15 protein-coding genes and 1 riboswitch are annotated in these 16,230 nt (G+C 72.3%); of the genes, 6 read left to right on the forward strand and 9 right to left on the reverse strand.

Annotated features, from left to right (window positions below):
• Window positions 1–2 precede the first annotated feature (2 nt).
• The 5 genes from thiE to WD341_RS06610 form a co-directional block, all read right to left on the reverse strand.
• A complete protein-coding gene (gene thiE, locus WD341_RS06590; protein WP_368424686.1) occupies window positions 3–689 on the reverse strand; it encodes a thiamine phosphate synthase in 687 nt (228 codons plus the stop codon).
• Between the two features lie 2 nt (window positions 690–691).
• Complete coding sequence (thiM, locus tag WD341_RS06595; protein WP_368424641.1) at window positions 692–1,525, reverse strand: hydroxyethylthiazole kinase; 834 nt, start codon at window positions 1,523–1,525, stop codon at window positions 692–694.
• Window positions 1,526–1,536: 11 nt separating this feature from the next.
• Window positions 1,537–2,652, reverse strand: a complete 1,116-nt coding sequence (locus WD341_RS06600; RefSeq protein ID WP_368424642.1) for a TRAP transporter substrate-binding protein — start codon at window positions 2,650–2,652, stop codon at window positions 1,537–1,539.
• Window positions 2,653–2,716: 64 nt separating this feature from the next.
• Window positions 2,717–2,835: riboswitch (TPP riboswitch) on the reverse strand.
• Between the two features lie 30 nt (window positions 2,836–2,865).
• Entirely contained in the window at window positions 2,866–4,074 is a 1,209-nt protein-coding gene (locus WD341_RS06605) for a multidrug effflux MFS transporter (RefSeq protein ID WP_368424643.1), read from the reverse strand.
• Between the two features lie 169 nt (window positions 4,075–4,243).
• Entirely contained in the window at window positions 4,244–4,381 is a 138-nt protein-coding gene (locus WD341_RS06610; RefSeq protein ID WP_368424644.1) for a hypothetical protein, read from the reverse strand.
• A gap of 173 nt (window positions 4,382–4,554) precedes the next feature.
• On the opposite strand from WD341_RS06610, the gene WD341_RS06615 reads away from it, so the two are divergent.
• The 6 genes from WD341_RS06615 to WD341_RS06640 all read left to right on the forward strand — a co-directional run bounded on the left by WD341_RS06615 (window position 4,555) and on the right by WD341_RS06640 (window position 12,107).
• Window positions 4,555–5,238: an orotate phosphoribosyltransferase gene (locus WD341_RS06615; RefSeq protein ID WP_368424645.1), complete on the forward strand. Its 684-nt coding sequence runs from the start codon at window positions 4,555–4,557 to the stop codon at window positions 5,236–5,238.
• A 161-nt stretch (window positions 5,239–5,399) separates the two neighbouring features.
• Window positions 5,400–6,629, forward strand: a complete 1,230-nt coding sequence (locus tag WD341_RS06620) for an ATP-binding protein (protein ID WP_368424646.1) — start codon at window positions 5,400–5,402, stop codon at window positions 6,627–6,629.
• 212 nt (window positions 6,630–6,841) lie between these two features.
• On the forward strand, window positions 6,842–8,317 hold the full coding sequence (locus WD341_RS06625; protein ID WP_368424647.1) for a trimethylamine methyltransferase family protein: 1,476 nt from the start codon (window positions 6,842–6,844) through the stop codon (window positions 8,315–8,317).
• Between the two features lie 74 nt (window positions 8,318–8,391).
• Window positions 8,392–10,056 (forward strand): peptide ABC transporter substrate-binding protein, encoded by a 1,665-nt coding sequence (locus WD341_RS06630; RefSeq protein ID WP_368424648.1) that lies wholly within the window; start codon window positions 8,392–8,394, stop codon window positions 10,054–10,056.
• Between the two features lie 159 nt (window positions 10,057–10,215).
• Window positions 10,216–11,160, forward strand: coding sequence for an ABC transporter permease (locus WD341_RS06635; protein WP_368424649.1), 945 nt, complete (start codon window positions 10,216–10,218; stop codon window positions 11,158–11,160).
• Window positions 11,157–12,107 (forward strand): ABC transporter permease, encoded by a 951-nt coding sequence (locus tag WD341_RS06640; RefSeq protein WP_368424650.1) that lies wholly within the window; start codon window positions 11,157–11,159, stop codon window positions 12,105–12,107. Before WD341_RS06635 ends, WD341_RS06640 begins: the two co-directional genes overlap by 4 nt.
• Before the next feature lie 19 nt (window positions 12,108–12,126).
• Here WD341_RS06640 and WD341_RS06645 read toward each other — a convergent pair whose 3' ends face one another.
• The 4 genes from WD341_RS06645 to WD341_RS06660 all read right to left on the reverse strand — a co-directional run bounded on the left by WD341_RS06645 (window position 12,127) and on the right by WD341_RS06660 (window position 16,215).
• The gene (locus tag WD341_RS06645) at window positions 12,127–12,969 is read right to left on the reverse strand and encodes a universal stress protein (RefSeq protein ID WP_368424651.1); all 843 of its coding nucleotides are present in this window, start codon (window positions 12,967–12,969) and stop codon (window positions 12,127–12,129) included.
• A 108-nt stretch (window positions 12,970–13,077) separates the two neighbouring features.
• Complete coding sequence (locus WD341_RS06650) at window positions 13,078–14,172, reverse strand: ABC transporter ATP-binding protein (protein ID WP_368424652.1); 1,095 nt, start codon at window positions 14,170–14,172, stop codon at window positions 13,078–13,080.
• Window positions 14,165–15,229 carry an ABC transporter ATP-binding protein gene (locus tag WD341_RS06655; protein ID WP_368424653.1) on the reverse strand — a complete coding sequence of 355 codons (1,065 nt, stop codon included), beginning with the start codon at window positions 15,227–15,229 and terminating at the stop codon, window positions 14,165–14,167. Before WD341_RS06655 ends, WD341_RS06650 begins: the two co-directional genes overlap by 8 nt.
• Window positions 15,226–16,215 (reverse strand): ABC transporter permease, encoded by a 990-nt coding sequence (locus WD341_RS06660; protein WP_368424654.1) that lies wholly within the window; start codon window positions 16,213–16,215, stop codon window positions 15,226–15,228. Before WD341_RS06660 ends, WD341_RS06655 begins: the two co-directional genes overlap by 4 nt.
• Between the last annotated feature and the right edge of the window lie 15 nt (window positions 16,216–16,230).

The raw sequence follows: 16,230 nt of genomic DNA on the forward strand, positions 1-16,230 counted from the left end.
AGTCAGCGGCGGCCGGGCCGGCTCGTCGAGGCGCCGCGGCCTGGCCGCCGAGTCTCAGCCACCGCCTCGACCAGCTCGCGCGTGGCGGCCGCCGGGTCCTGCGCGCCGGCGATCGCGGAGACCACGGCGACGCCATCGGCGCCGGCGCCGAGCGGCACCGGCACCCGCTGGGCGGTCAGGCCGCCGATGGCGACGATCGGCAGCGCGCTGGCCCGGCGGATCAGCGCGATGCCCTCGGCACCGCCGGCGGGCCGGGCGTCGGCCTTGCTGTTCGTCGCGAAGACCGGGCCGACGCCGAGATAGTCGACGCAGCCCGGCTCCAGGCCGGCGAGCTGCTCGGGCGCATGGACCGACAGGCCGAGCAGGCGCCCCGGGCCGATCGCCGCGCGCGCCGCGCCGGCGTCCAGGTCCTCCTGGCCGACGTGCAGGCCGTCGGCGTCGAGCGCGACCGCGGCCTCGACCCGGTCGTTGACGATGAAGGGCACGCCGGCCTCGCGGCAGAGCGCCTTGAGCTCGCGGCCGAGGGCCAGGAAGGCCCCGCTCGAGGCCTCCTTGTCGCGCAGCTGGACGAGCGTCACGCCGCCGCGCAGCGCCGCCGCGACGACCTCCGCGACCGGCCGGCCGCGGCAGTCGCCCGGCCCGACGACCAGGTAGACCGAGAGGTCGAAGGGCGCGCGCAGGGCCGGCATGCTCAAGCGACCGCCTCCTCGATCCTGGCCGCCAGGTCGAGCTCCTCGGGCGACAGGCCGTAGAGCCGGTCGAGATAGGCGACGCGCAGGGAGCCGGGGCCCGTCGCCTGCCCGGCCGCCTGCTCGCCGGCGACGCCGACCAGCGCCAGCGCATGGACCGTGGCCAGGAAGGCGTCGGGTTGGACCGCCAGGCAGGCGCCTGTCACGGCGGTCAGCGAGCAGCCGAGCGCGGTGACCCGGGTCATCATGGCGTGGCCGTTGGCGACCGTGGCGATGCGCCGCCCGTCGGTCACCCGGTCGACCTCGCCGGTGACCGCGACGACGCAGTCGAGACGCCGGGCCAGGACGTCGGCGGCCTCGGCCGCACTCTCGACCGAATCGGAGGCGTCGACGCCCTTGCCGGCGCTGCCGATGCCCTGCCCGGCGAGGCCGGCCAGAGCGCGGATCTCCGAGGCGTTGCCGCGCACGACGGTCGGGCCGAGGGCGGACAGGCGGCGGCCGTTATCGCGCCGGAAGGCGGTGGCGCCGACCCCGACCGGGTCGAGCACCCAGGGCTTGCCGAGCCGCCGCGCCTCGCCCGCCGCCAGCTCGGCGGCGGCGACCCAGGCCGGCGAGAAGGTGCCGATGTTGAGCGTCAGGGCGGCGGCCAGGGCGACGACCTCGGCGACCTCCTCGCGGGCGTGAGCCATCAGCGGCGAGGCGCCGATCGCGAGCAGGGCGTTGGCGGCCAGGTCCATGGCGACGAAGTTGGTGATGTTGTGGACCAGGGGCTCCTGGTGACGGATTGCCGCCAGCGTGGCGCCGGGAGCCTTGAGGGCGGAGCCTTGGGCGGTCATGGCGATCTCCTTCACGAGGCGAGCTGGGCGCCGAGCAGGGCGTGGCGGCTGACCCGGCCCCAGGCGATTGAGGCCTCGCGCGCCGCCCGCCAGGACTCCAGGATGCGCCCGAACAGGGGGTCGCCGTCGGCGACGCGGTCGAGCACGTCCTCGGACTCGCGGCGCGCCGCCTGCAGCAGGTCGGCCGGGAATTGCAGCAGCTCGGTGCCGCCGGCCTCAAGGCGCTGCAGCGCCTGGGCGTTGAACCACTCGGCCTCGGCGAGACCGCGATTGTTCTCGGCCTCGCAGGCGATCTCGACCAGGCTGCGCAGGTCGTCGGGCAGCGCCTCGAGGGCCGCGCGGTTGACCAGTGCCTCGGCGCTGCCGTTCGGCTCGTGGAAGCCCGGCCAGTAGTAGTAGGGCGCGGCCCGGTCCAGCCCCAGGGCGACGTCGCTCCAGGGGCCGAGGAACTCGGCGGCGTCGATCACGCCGGTCTGCAGGGCGGTGAAGATCTCGCCCGGCGGCAGCGACAGCGGCGCCGCGCCGAGCCGGCGCAGGATCTCGCCGCCGAGGCCGGGCATGCGGATCTTCAGGCCCTTGACGTCCTCCAGGCCGTCGATGCGCCGGCGGTACCAGCCGCCCATCTGGAAGCCCGAGTTGCCGGCCAGGTAGGGCTTGACGCCGAAGCGGCCGTAGAGCTCGTCCCAGAGCTCCTGCCCGCCGCCGTAGTAGATCCAGGCGTTGTGCGCCTCCGGCATCAGGCCGAAGGGCGCCGCCGTGAAGACCGGCGCGATCGCCATCTTGCCGGCCCAGAACAGCGAGGCGGTATGGCCGAGCTCGGCGGTGCCCGAGGCGACCGCGTCGAAGACCTCGAAGGCCGGCACCAGCTCGCCGGCACCGAAGACCTCGACGGTAAGGCGGCCGCCGCTGCCCCGGGTGATGCGCTCGGCGAGGCGCGCCGCCGTCGTGCCCGGCCCCGGTGCTCCGGCCGGCCAGGAGGTGACGAGCTTCCAGGCGCGCGGCACCTGCGCGCGGACCGCGGGCGCGGCCAGGCCCGCGGCCCCCAGGGCGGCCCCCAGGGCGGCACCGGCTGCGGCGCCGGCACCCAGCAGGCGGCGTCGGGAGAGGTGGGAAGGGCTTGCTGTCATCGTCGGCTCCTCGCGTGTCGTCGCGGCGGGGCCGTCGGCGCGTCGAGACTCCGGAAAGCGGGAGCAACGGAGGCGTCGGCGACTCCCTGCGCTGGCATGATCCAGATCAGGTTCGGTGGGTCTGCTCTCAGCCTCCCCCGCGCACGCCGCAGCGCCGCCGGGAAGACACCCCAGGCCTAACGCTTCCGAAGATGGCGATCCGGCAAGCTGCTGTCAAAGGGGACGGCCCGCCGCCCCCGCCCCCGTCCCGCCGCGGCCGTGCAGCAGGGTGCGGTAGATCGCCAGCGCCAACAGCGCCGAGAGCAGCATGACGCCGGCCATCGCCACGGCCGCCGGCAGGGGGCCGATCAGCAGGGCCACCAAGCCGCCGGCGGCGGCGCCCGCCAGCATCTGCAGCGAGCGCATCATTCCCGAGGCGGCGCCGGCCATGTGCGGCAGCGGCTGGATCGCGGCGTGGGTGATGTTCGGCGCCATCAGGCCGAAGGCGAAGACCATGCCGAAGATGCAGGGCACCAGCACCCCGATCGAGAGCCAGCCGCCCAGGGCGGCGCCCAGGGCGACGCCGGAGCAGGCCGCGGAGCCGGCGAGGCAAAGCACGGTCAGCCGCCGCGTCGGGATGCCGAGCCCGCTGATCCGGGCCGAGAGCAGGGAGCCGAGGATCAGGCCGAAGGAGGTCACGGCGAAGATCGCCGAGAACCAGAACTCCGAGAGGCCGAGGTCCTCGATCACCACGGTCGCCGAGCCCGAGATGTAGGCGAAGAGCGCGGCGAAGCCGAAGGCGAAGACCAGGGTATAGCCGAGAAATTCGCGCGAACCCAGCACCGACAGGTAGTTGCGCAGCAGCTGCCCCGGGTTCAGCGGCTGGCGGCGCTCGACCGGCAGGGTCTCGGCGAAGAGCAGGACCACCGTCGTCGCCATCAGCGCGCCCCATCCGGCCTGCAAGGCGTAGACCGCCCGCCAGCCGCCGGCCAGCATGACCAGGCTGCCGAGCGCCGGCGCGACCAGCGGCGCGACGCCGATCATCGCGGTGATCTGCGACAGCCGCCGGCGCGCCGAGGCGCCCTCGAAGACGTCGCGCACGATAGCCAGCGGCAGCACCACGCCGAGACCGGCCACCGTGCCCTGGACGAAGCGCGCCAGGAGCAGCGTCAGGAAGGTCGGCGCCGCGGCGCAGGCGAGCGACGCCAGGGAGAAGGCCAGCAACGCACCGAGCAGCGCGGGACGACGCCCGAAACGGTCGGCCAGCGGGCCGCCGACCAGCGGCGCGATCAGGAAGCCCGTGACGAAGAGGCTGAGGGTCAGGGCGCCCTGGCCGCTCGGCTCGCCGAAGCTCGCCTCGATTGCCGGTATCGCCGGCAGGTTCATGTCGATCGAAATCGGCGGCAGCGCCGACAGCGAGGCAAGCAGTGCCGTGTAGCCCAACGAGCTCGGTTTCAGCGCCCGCGGGCCCCCTGCACAGCCAAGAATGCGATGGCCGCCGGCCGCCACCCGATGGCGCAGACAGCCCGCCATGCTGCATCGCAATAGGAGTCTAGCGGCGCGCGCGGCCGAAGGCGACCGGGCTATCGGTCATGGCTGCCGCGGGGGGTGCTCAGCGGAACGCGAAGAACCAGAGCAGGACGGCGCCGAGCGCCACGACGCCGAGCGGCAGCCCGATCGTCAGCACGTGCCAGTTGGTCTTGCGCGGCTCGGCCTGACGGGCCTCCGTGGTCTTCTTCTCGATCGGCATGGCAATCCCTTCCTGACAGCAGCTCGCCGGCCGCCGCGGCACCTGCCCCCGGCGGTCGGCTTGCTCTCTTCGGCAAACGCACCGGCCCTCGCCTCGTTCCGAGCCGCTGGGGCGTTGCCCGCCGCGCCGCCAGCCGCTATCACGGCCGCGCAACCCCGAGGAACCGAGCCGCCATGCCCGACCACCAGCCGCGCGACCACCAGCCCACCGACACCGCCCGGCTCGCCGCCGCGACGCTGCTGGACATCGAGGCCGTGCTGATCCGGCCCGAGGAGCCCTTCACCTTCACCTCGGGGCGCAAGAGCCCGGTCTACGTCGACTGCCGGCGCATCATCTCCTTCCCGCGCGCCCGCGCCACGCTGATGCGGCTCGGCGTCGAGCAGCTGGGGCGCAGCGCCGGCGTCGAGGCCTTCGACGCGATCGCCGGCGGCGAGACCGCGGGGATTCCCTTCGCGGCCTGGCTCGCCGATCTGATGGGGCTGCCGATGGTCTACGTGCGCAAGAAGCCCAAGGGTTTCGGGCGCAACGCCCAGATCGAGGGCTGCTTCGCCGAGGGTGCGCGCGTGCTGCTGGTCGAGGACCTGGCGACCGACGGCGGCTCCAAGCTGACCTTCGTCGAGGCGCTGCGCACGGCCGGCGCCGACGTCGCGCACTGCTTCGTCGTCTTCCACTACGGCATCTTCCCGCAGTCGACCGCCCGCCTGGCCGAGCAGGGCGTCGCGCTCCAGGGTCTCGCGACCTGGTGGGACGTGCTCGCCGTCGCCGAGCAGAGCGGGCGCCTGTCCGAGGAACAGGTCGCCGAGGTCCGCGGCTTCCTGCAGGATCCGGACGGCTGGGCGGCGAAGCGGGCGGACTAGCCCCGCCTGCCGCTCGCCAGGGGTCGTCGCCGAACCACCCGGCACCGCGAGCGGCCGTCGGCGGGGGCTCGCCGAATTGATAAGCCCGCCTGGACGCACTACCTAGATCGCTGCAGACGTCCGGTTCGGCCAACGAGCCGCATTCCGCCCTGGGAGTTTCGGTGCCCGACAGCTTCGCGAACGACGTGGCCGCCGTGGCCCGGATCGACATCGTGCCTACCGTCCTGGAGGTGGTCTGCCGGATGACCGGCATGCGCTTCTCGGCGATCGCGCGGGTCACCGAGGAGCGCTGGATCGCCTGTGCGGTGCGCGACGAGATCGAGTTCGGCCTGGAGCCGGGCGGCGAGCTCGATCTCGAGACGACGCTCTGCAGCGAGATCCGCAAGGCCGGCCAGCTCATCGTCATCGACAACGTCGCCGAGGACGATCGGTACTGCGGGCATGCGACGCCGAAGACCTACGGCTTCCAGAGCTACATCTCGGTGCCGATCCGCCGCCCGAACGGCGACTTCTTCGGGACGCTCTGCGCGATCGATCCGCGCCCGGCGAGCCTCGACCGGCCGGAGACCATCGGGCTGTTCACGCTGAGCGCCGAGCTCATCGGCTTCCATCTCGACCTTCAGGAGCGCCTTGACGCCAAGGCGGCGGCGCTCGCCGAGGCGGAGCGCACGGCGGAGCGGCGCGAGCAGTTCGTCGCGGTGCTCGGCCACGATCTGCGCAGTCCCCTGTCGTCGATCGACGCCGGCATCAAGCTGCTGCAGCGCAGGCCGCTCGACGCCAAGGGGGCCGAGATCGTCGAGCTGATGTCCAGAAGCGTCCTCCGCATGACCGACCTGATCGGCGACGTCCTGGATTTCGCGCGCGTCCGGCTCGGCGACGGCATCCGGCTGACGCCGGAGCCCGACAGGAACCTGGGCGAGGCGCTCGGGCAGGTCGTCGAGGAGCTGCGCAGCGCCTGGCCGGAGCGCGCCATCGAGGCCGAGATCGCGCTGGACCGGCCGGTCACCTGCGAGCGCGCGCGGCTCGCGCAGCTCCTGTCCAACCTGCTGTCCAACGCCCTGACCCACGGCGACCCGGAGGCGCCGGTGCGCGTGCGGGCCGGCGCCGACGGGCAGGCTTTCGAGCTCTCGGTCGCCAACGCCGGAGCGCCGATCCCGGAGGATGCGCGCGGCCGGCTGTTCCAGCCCTTCTCGCGCCCCGCCTCGGGACCTGCGAACCGTGGCCTGGGGCTGGGTCTCTACATCGCCTCGGAGATCGCGCAGGCACACGGCGGCACGCTCGGCGTCGCCTCCGACGCGGCGGAAACGCGCTTCACCTTCCGCATGCCGCTCGAGGGCCCCGGGGCGCCGCCGCAGATGGCGCCGCACGGGACGGCGGCCGCCTCGAGGTGACCGGCCGACCGGGCCAGTCGCACGGCAGCGTTGCCCCGAAGCAGCCGCGTCCTTGTCTCCGCCCCTCCTTGGTCTAAGCTGGATCCCGGCCGCGACGAGAACGGCCGACAGGAGAACGGCCGCCACGCGACGGCCGACAGGGAGGAGACGGCATGTCCCGTCGAGAGGGCGGCCCCCCCCCCCCCCGCCCCGCCCCCCCCCAAGCCGCCCGGTTGAACCAGTTGCCCTGGCAGCAGGTCCGCAACCCCTACAAACCGGTCGAGGTGCTGTCCGACGATCAGGTCGAGGCGATCCACCAGGCCGCGCTGCGTATCCTCGAGGAACTCGGCGTCGAGTTCATGAGCGGCCAGGCGCTCGACCTGCTCGCCGCCGGCGGTGCCGAGGTCGAGCGGCCCGGCGGCCTGGTGCGCTTCGACCGCGGCCTGGTCGAGGAGAGCCTCGCCCGGGTGCCCGCGCGCTTCACCATGACGCCGCGCAACGACGCACGCGCGCTCGAGATCGGCGGCGACGCCGCGATCTTCGGCCTGGTCAACGGGCCGCCCTTCGTCACCGACCTCGACCGCGGCCGGCGCGACGGCAACTTCGAGGACTACCGCAACCTGCTGCGCCTCGGGCAGTCGCTCAACATCGTGCAGTACGTCACCAACCAGTCGGTGGCGCCGATGGACCTGCCGCCCGAGAGCCGCCACCTGGACTGCTACCAGTCGATCCTGACCCTGACCGACAAGTCCTTCTATGCGACGGCGGTCGGCCGCGACCGCGTCGAGGACGCCCTGGAGATGGTCGCCCTGGCGCGCGGCGAGACCCGCGAGGCGCTGGTCGGGCGGCCCTCGATCTTCAGCGTCATCAACGTCAACTCGCCGCGCCGCATCGACGGCCCGCTGTCCGAGGGCCTGATCGCGCTCGCCGAGCACGGCCAGCCGCCGGTGGTGACGCCCTTCTGCCTGATGGGCGCTATGACCCCGGTAACCCTGGCCGCGGCGCTCGCCCAGCAGCACGCCGAGGCGCTGGCCGGCATCGTCCTGACCCAGCTGGTCCGTCCCGGCACGCCGGTGGTCTATGGCGGCTTCACCTCGAACGTCGACCTCAGGTCCGGCGCGCCGGCCTTCGGCACGCCGGAGTACGCCAAGGCCTCGATGGCAGCCGGGCAGCTGGCGCGCCGCTTCGGCCTGCCCTACCGCTCGTCGAACGCCAACGCCTCGACCTCGGTTGACGCCCAGGCCGCCTACGAATCGATGATGTCGCTGTGGGGCGCCCTGATGGGCGGCGCCAACATGCTGCACCACGGCGCCGGCTGGCTGGAGGGCGGCCTGGTCGCCTCCTACGAGAAGGTCGTGCTCGACGCCGAGCTGCTGCAGAACATGACCGAGTTCATGAAGCCGATCGTCGTCGACGAGGATAGCCTGGGCTTCGCGGCGATGGCCGACGTCGGCCCCGGCGGCCACTTCTTCGGTACCCAGCACACCCTGGACCGCTACGAGACCGCCTTCTACGCGCCGCTGCTCTCGGACTGGCGCAATTTCGAGGCCTGGCAGGAGGCCGGCTCGAAGACCGCGACCCAGCGCGCCAACGCCATCTGGAAGCGCCTGCTCGCCGAGTACGAGCCGCCGCCGCTCGACGAGGGTCGCCGCGAGGCGCTGGAGGCCTACGTGGCCAGGCGCAAGGAGAGCGGCAAGCTGGCCGCGTGACGCGGGGCGAGCCGGTTTCGATGCCGGCCCCGCGACCTGCTAAGCTCCCCTTCGAACCGGGCGAAGGAGAGACCATGCGATCGCTGCTGTTGACCTTGGGGCTGCTGGCCTCGCTGTCCCTGGGCGCCGGCGCGGCGCGCGCCGAAGGCACCCTGACCATCGGCATGACCCAGTATCCGGCGACGCTCAACCCCAACATCGAGTCGATGCTGGCCAAGACCTACGTGCTGGCGATGACGCAGCGGCCGCTCACCCACTTCGACCACGACTGGCAGCCGGTCTGCATGCTCTGCGTCGAGCTGCCGGACCTCGAGGCCGGCACCGCCGTGCTGGAGACGACGTCCGAGGGCAAGCCCGGCATCGCCGTCACCTACGCGCTGCAGCCGGAGGCGACCTGGGGCGACGGCACCCCGGTGACGACCGAGGACGTCCGCTTCACCTACGAGGTCGGCCGGCACCCGCAGTCCGGCGTCTCGAACTTCGAGGCCTACCGGCGCATCCTGTCGCTGGAGGTCCACGACGAGAAGCGCTTCACCTTCCACCTCGACCGGGTCACCTACAGCTACATGAGCGCTGCGGACTTCCGCCTGCTGCCGGCGCACATCGAGCGGCCGATCTTCGAGGCCGACCCGGCGCAGTACCGCTTCCGCACCGCCTTCGACAGCGACCCGGCCAACCCCGGCCTGGCCTTCGGGCCCTACCGGATCGTCTCCCTGACGCCGGGCGCCGAGATCCTGCTCGAGCGCAACCCGACCTGGTGGGGCAAGGAGCCCTTCTTCGACCGCATCCTGCTCAAGACCATTGAGAACACGGCGTCGCTGGAGGCCAACCTGCTGTCCGGCTCGATCGACATGATCGCCGGGGGGATCGGCCTGTCGCTCGACCAGGCGATCGCCTTCGAGGAGCGCCACGGCGAGGGCTTCCGGGTGATCTACAAGCCGGGGCTGGTCTACGAGCACATCGCGCCCAATCTCGACAACCCGGCCCTCGCCGACCTGCGCGTCCGCCAGGCGCTGCTGCTCGGCGCCGACCGGCAGACGATCGACGCGCAGCTGTTCCACGGCAAGCAGCCGGTCGCCGACAGCTCGGTCAGCCCGCTCGACTGGATCCACGAGGAGAGCGTGCGCCGGTATGCCTACGATCCCGAAGAGGCGGCCCGGCTGCTCGAGGAGGCGGGCTGGACGAGGGGCGCCGGCGGCCTGCGGCGCAACGCCGCCGGCGAGCCCCTGCGGCTCAGCCTGATGTCGACCGCGGGCAACCGCAGCCGCGAGCTGGTCCAGCAGGTGCTGCAGGCGCAGTGGAAGGCGCTTGGCATCGACATCGCCATCAAGAACGAGCCGGCGCGGGTCTTCTTCGGCCAGACCGTAAGCCAGCGCCGCTTTCCCGCCCTGGCGATGTTCGCCTGGTTGTCGTCGCCCGAGAACGTGCCGCGCACGACGCTGCACTGCGATCAGATCCCGAGCGCCGGGAACAGCTGGGGCGGACAGAACGTCATGGGCTACTGCAATCCCGAGATGGACCGCCTGCTCGACGCCGTCGAGCTCGAGCTCGACCGCGACAGGCGGCGCGCCCTCTGGGCCGAGATCCAGCAGCTCTACGCCGAGACCCTGCCGGCCCTGCCGCTGTTCTGGCGCGCCGATCCTTTTGTCCTGCCGACCTGGCTGGAGGGGGTCCGGCCGACCGGCCACCAGGGCACGACGACGCTCTGGGTCGAGGAGTGGCGACGCGGCGATGGCTGAGGGCGCGCCGCACCGCTCTGGGCGGGGCCGCGGCGCTTGCATGGTTCAACAGGCTCACCATGAAGCGAGGGAGGGGACTGCGCAGGCGTCGCGGTCGCGCTTCACGGTGAGCCTGTCGAACCGCGAAGCGCGAGCTGCGCCGGACGGGAGCCTGCGGCAATGACCGCCTTCCTGCTGCGCCGCCTCCTCGAGTCGCTTCTCGTCCTGTTCGTCATGTCCTTCGTGGTCTACGGGCTGATCGGCCTGATGCCGGGCGACCCCATCGACCTGATGATCACCTCGGACCCGAACCTGACCCAACAGGACGTCGCCCGCCTCAAGGCGCTCTACGGCCTCGACCGGCCGCTCCTCGAGCGCTACTGGAACTGGCTGACCGCGATCCTGGGCGGCGACCTCGGCTACTCCAGGCTGTTCGCGCGGCCGGTCGAGGCGATCCTGCTGCCGCGCCTCGCCAACACCCTGCTGCTGATGGGCCTCGCCTTCGCGGCGGCGGCCCTGATCGCGCTGCCCGCGGCCATGCTGGCGGCGCGCCGGCCCGGCGGCCCGGCCGACGGTGCCATCAACCTCGCCGCCTTCGCCGGCATCTCGATGCCGCCCTTCTGGCTGGCCATCCTGCTGATCGTGCTGTTCGCGGTGACGCTGGGCTGGCTGCCCGCCGGCGGCATGGGCGAGGGCGGCCTCGCCTCCACCGCGCGCCATCTGGCGCTGCCGGTCCTGGCCCTGACCCTGGCCAGCGTCGGCGGCCACCTGCGCTACCTGCGCGCCTCGCTGATCGAGGCGCTGCGCGCCGACTACATCCGCACGGCGCGCGCCAAGGGCCTGAGCGAGAGCCAGGTGGTCTGGCGCCACGCCCTGCGTAACGCCCTCATTCCCTACGTCACGATCCTCGCGCTCGACTTCGGCACCCTCTTCTCGGGGGCGCTGGTCACCGAGACGATCTTCGGCTGGCTCGGCATGGGCAAGACGATCTACGACGCGATCCTGGGCAACGACTACAACCTCGCCCTGGTCGGCCTGCTGCTAGCGACGGCGACGGTGCTGCTGGCCAACCTGCTCGCCGACCTCGCCTACGCCTGGCTCGATCCTAGGGTGAGCTACCGATGAGCGCGAACCGCCCGCTGCTGGCGGCCGAGGCGCGGCTCGCCAGCGCCCCCGGCGGCAGCCCCTCGCAGGCCTTCCTGCGGCGCTTCCGGCGGCATCCGCTCGCCGTCGTCTCGCTGCTGGTGCTGCTGCTGCTCGCGGCGGCCAGCGCCGCGGTGCCGCTGGTCGAGCAGGCGCTCGGCGTCACCGCCGAGCAGATCGACCTGCTGGCGCGCGCGGCACCGCCCTCGGCGGCGCACCCGCTCGGCACCGACGAGCTCGGCCGCGACCTGCTGCTGCGCCTGCTCCACGGCGGCCGCGTCTCGCTCGGCGTCGGGCTGGCGGCGGCCCTGGTGGCGGCGAGCATCGGCACGGGAGTCGGCCTGGTCGCCGGCTACCTGGGGCGCCGGGTCGACGCCCTGCTGATGCGCCTCGCCGACAGCGTCATCGCGCTGCCGCTGCTGCCGCTGCTGATCGTGCTGGCGGCGGTCGACCTGACCAAGCTCGGCGTGCCGGCCGAGCTCGCCGGCTCGGGCCAGGCCGATCTCTGGCGCATCGTGCTTCTGGTCGCCCTGGTCGGCTGGACGACGACGGCGCGCCTGGTGCGCGGCACGGTGCTGAGCCTGAAGGCCCGCGAGTACGTGCGCGCCGCCGAGGCCCTGGGCGCCGGGCCTGCGCGGATTCTGTGGCGCCACATCCTGCCGAACGCGCTGTCGCCGGTGATCGTCGCCACCACGCTGTCGGTCGGCAACGTCATCCTGATCGAGTCGGTGCTGTCCTTCCTGGGCTTCGGCATCCAGCCGCCGTTGCCGAGCTGGGGCAACATGCTGACCGGCGCCCAGGAGACGCTCTGGAGCGCGCCGATGCTGGCGATCTGGCCCGGCCTGGCGATCTTCGTGACGGTAATCGCCGCCAACTTCCTCGGCGACGGCCTGCAGGACGCCCTCGATCCGCGCACGGACCGGCGGTAAGGCAGCGCCAATCCGCGCGTCAGTGGCTCATCAGCGCCGGCATCGCCAGGTGCTGCAGCACCGAACGGGTGACGCCGCCCAGCACCAGCTCGCGCAGTCGGCTGTGGCCGTAGGCGCCCATCACCAGCAGGTCGCTGCCCAGATCGCTGGCCGAGGACAGGATCGTGTCGGCGATCGACAGCTCCTTGCTGACGATGTGGCGCGCCTCGGCCTTGACGCCATGGCGCGCCAGGACGGTCGCGATGTCGGCGCCCGGCTCCTCGCCATGGCCGCGGATGCCGCCGCGTGGATTGACCGAGAGCACGTCGACCCGCTCGGCGGCCTGCAGCAGCGGCAGCGCATCGTCGACCGCGCTGGCCGCCTCGCGGCTGGCGTCCCAGAGCAGCAGCGGGCGCCGGCCGAAGCCGGCGGCGGCGCCGATGTAGGGGACGAGCAGCAGCGGCCGGCCGATCGCCAGCACGGCGTGCTCGACCGCGCTCTCGCCCATCGAGCGGCCGTCGTCGGGATCGTGCTGGCCCAGCACCACCAGGTCGGCGTAGCGGCCGTGCAGGCCGAGCACCCCCTCGACCTCGTCGGCGTAGGCCCGGGTGCTGCGCGGCTCGGCGCGCACCCCGGCCTTGCGGGCGGCGGCGTCGAAGGCGGCCAGGGCCTTGTCCGCCGCCTCCCGCGACTGCGCCGCCTGGCGCTCGACCAGGTCGGAGGGCAGCTGCGCCGCGAGATAGGCCGGGGCGGAGAACTCGTGCGCGACGTAGAGGCCGACCAGATGGGCGTCCTGGCGCGCCGCCAGATCCAGCGCCGCCTGCGTGCGCTTGCCGCAGGCCTTGCTGTCGTCGAGATGCACCAGGATCGTCTTATAGGCCATCGCTGCTTTCCTTCCGTGGACCGGCATTCTTGGTGTCGCCATCAAGGACCCGCGGCGGGCCGGCGGCATTGACGTGCGTCAAGACTCTACCGGGCTGCAGCCCGGCTCTTATTCGCGTCCGAGCGCCTGCTGCACGACCTCCTCGGTCAGGCGGCGCTCCTCGACGGCGTGGCAGCGCACCTCGCCGTCGCCGGCAGGGCTCGGGATCGTCGGCGGCTCCTCGAGCCTGCAGCGCTCGTTGGCGAAGGGGCAGCGCGGGTGGAAATGGCAGCCGCTGGGCGGATGGATCGGACTCGGCACCTCGCCGGCGACCGGGATGCGCTGGCGGCCGCTCATCTCCAGGTCGGGAATCGCGTCGAGCAGCATGCGGGTATAGGGATGCTGCGGCCGGCGGAAGATGTCGCTGGCCGAGCCCCACTCGACCAGCCGGCCGAGGTACATGACTCCGACGTAATCTGAGATGTGATAGACGACCGCCAGGTCGTGGCTGATGAACAGGTAGGTCAGGCCGAGCTCGCGCTGCAGGTCCTTCATCAGGTTGAGGATCTGGGCCTGGACCGAGACGTCGAGCGCCGAGGTCGGCTCGTCGCAGACCAGGAACTCGGGATTGGAGGCCAGGGCGCGGGCGATGGAGATGCGCTGCCGCTGGCCGCCCGAGAACTCGTGGGGAAACTTCTCGCCGTCGCGCGCCGACAGGCGGACCTGCTCGAGCAGCTCGCCGACGCGCCGCTGCACGGCCTGGCGGTCGTCGAGCAGGCCGTGGGCGCGGATCGGCTCGGCGACGATGTCGGCGACCCGCCAGCGCGGGTTCAGGCTGGCGAAGGGATCCTGGAAGATCATCTGCAGGCGCCGGCGCACCGGCGCCATCTGCCGGCGGCTCTTCAGGTTGGCCATGCTGATGCCGTCGAAGACGACCTCGCCCTGGGTCGGGCTGTAGAGCCCGACGACCAGGCGCGCCACGGTCGACTTGCCGCAGCCGGACTCGCCGACCAGGCTGAAGGTGCGCCCGGCCGGGATCTTGAAGGAGACGCCGTCGACGGCGCGCACCTTGGTCCGGCCTTCGCCGCGCACGGCGCGGGTCAGCCAGGGCGGCGAGACGTCGAAATGCTTGGTCAGGCCGGTGACCTCGACCAGCGGGCGGACGCCCGGCTCGAGAGCCTCGGTGCCGGCGGGGCCGGTCCTGCTTTCCGCGAGGTCAGACATTGTCGCCGCCTTCCCGGCCGCCGGCCGGGACGAGACCCTGCTCGTCGTAGAGCCAGCAGGCGACCCGCGACTGCTCGACCGGGATCAGCTCGGGGCGCTCCTCGCGGCAGCGGTCGAAGACCTTCGGGCAGCGCGGGTTGAAGGGGCAGCCCTTCGGGATCTCGGTCAGGCGCGGCATCGAGCCGTCGATCTGGGTCAGGCGCTCGAGATCGTGGCCGACGATCGGGATCGAGCCCATCAGGCCGTGGGTGTAGGGGTGCTTGGCATTGCGGATGACCTCGCGCACCGGGCCGACCTCGACGATGCGGCCCGAGTACATCACCGCGACCCGGTCGGCGGTCTCGGCGATCACCCCCATGTCGTGGGTGATCAGCATGACCGCCGCGCCGTGATCGTGGCACAGCTTCTTCAAGAGCTTGATGATCTGCGCCTGGATCGAGACGTCGAGCGCCGTCGTCGGCTCGTCGGCGATGACCAGGCGCGGGTTGACGCAGAGCGCGAGCGCGATCACGACGCGCTGGCGCATGCCGCCGGAGAACTGGTGCGGATACTGGTCGATGCGCCGGTCCGGCGCCGGGATGCCGACCTCGGTCAGCAGCTCGATCGCCCGCCGGCGCGCCTGGCCGTCGTTCATGTCGGTGTGGGTCTGGATCGTCTCGGTCAGCTGCTGGCCGACGGTGTAGAGCGGGTTGAGGCTGGTCAGCGGGTCCTGGAAGACCATGCCGATCTCGCGCCCGCGGATCCGGCGCAGCTGCTCGTAGGGCAGGTTGTCGATCCGCCGCCCGTTGAGCCGCACCTCACCGCCGGCGATGCGCCCCGGCGGCTCCAGCAGGCCGATCACCGCGGTGCCGGTCATCGACTTGCCGGCGCCCGATTCGCCAACGACGCCGAGCACCTCGCCCTCGTTGATGTGGAAGGAAATGTCGTCGACCGCGACCAGGGTGCCGCGGCGCGTCGGGAACTCGACGCGCAGGTTCTCGACCTCGAGCAGGGCCGGCTTGGCGGCGGACTCGAGGTCCGCCGCGCCGCCCTGGGTGCGTTCCGCGATCCGGGTCATCGCAGCCTCGGGTTCAGGGCGTCGCGCAGCCAGTCGCCCAACAGGTTGACGGCCAGCACCAGGACGACCAGCACCAGGCTCGGAAAGATCGTCAGCCACCACATGCCCGAGAACAGCACGCCCTGGCCGAGCCGGATCAGCGTCCCCAGCGAGGGCTGGGTCGCCGGCACGCCGACACCGAGGAACGACAGCGTCGCCTCGGTCAGGATGGCGATCGCCAGGGTCAGGGTCGCGATCACCAGCACCGGGCCGGTCACGTTCGGCAGCACGTGGCGCAGCATGATCAGGATCGGGTGGATGCCGATGACCCGCGCCGCCTGGACATACTCCTTGCCCTTCTCGACCAGCGTCGAGCCGCGCACCGTGCGGGCGAAGTTGACCCATTGCGAGGCGGCGATCGCCAGGACCAGGATCGGCAGCTTGAAGGCCTGGTGGGTCTCGGCGTTCATGAAGCCGCGGCTGACCCCGTCGATCAGCAGCGCGATCAGGATCGCCGGGAAGGTCAGCTGGATGTCGGCGACGCGCATGATGACCGAGTCGAGCTTGCCGCCGACGTAGCCGCTGACCAGCCCGAGCAGGGTCCCGAAGACGGCGGCCAGGACCACCGAGGCGAAGCCGACCTGGAGCGAGATCCGGAGGCCGAACATGATCGCCGAGAGCAGGTCGCGGCCCTGCTCGTCGGTGCCCAGCGGGAAGCGCGGGTCGGGCTCGACGATGAAGCCGTTGTCGTCGAAGGTCGAGCCCATCGGCGGAAAGCGCGCGTCCATCAGGTTGATCGACGAGAGGTTCAGCGTGTTGAAGGGCGCGATCCAGGGCGCCAGCAGGGCGACCAGGAACAGCACCAGGGTGATGAAGGCCGCGAACATCGTCAGCGGCGAGCGCCTGAAGGAGTGGAAGACGTCGCCCTCGAGGAAGCGGCGGCCGCCGTCGAGAATCCGCCCGCCCATGCCGGGCGAGACGCGGACCTCCTGAGGGTTGAGCGCCATCGGTCGGCCCCTTTC

The organism is Tistlia sp. (genome assembly GCF_040905785.1).
Lineage (GTDB): Bacteria > Pseudomonadota > Alphaproteobacteria > Kiloniellales > DSM-21159 > Tistlia.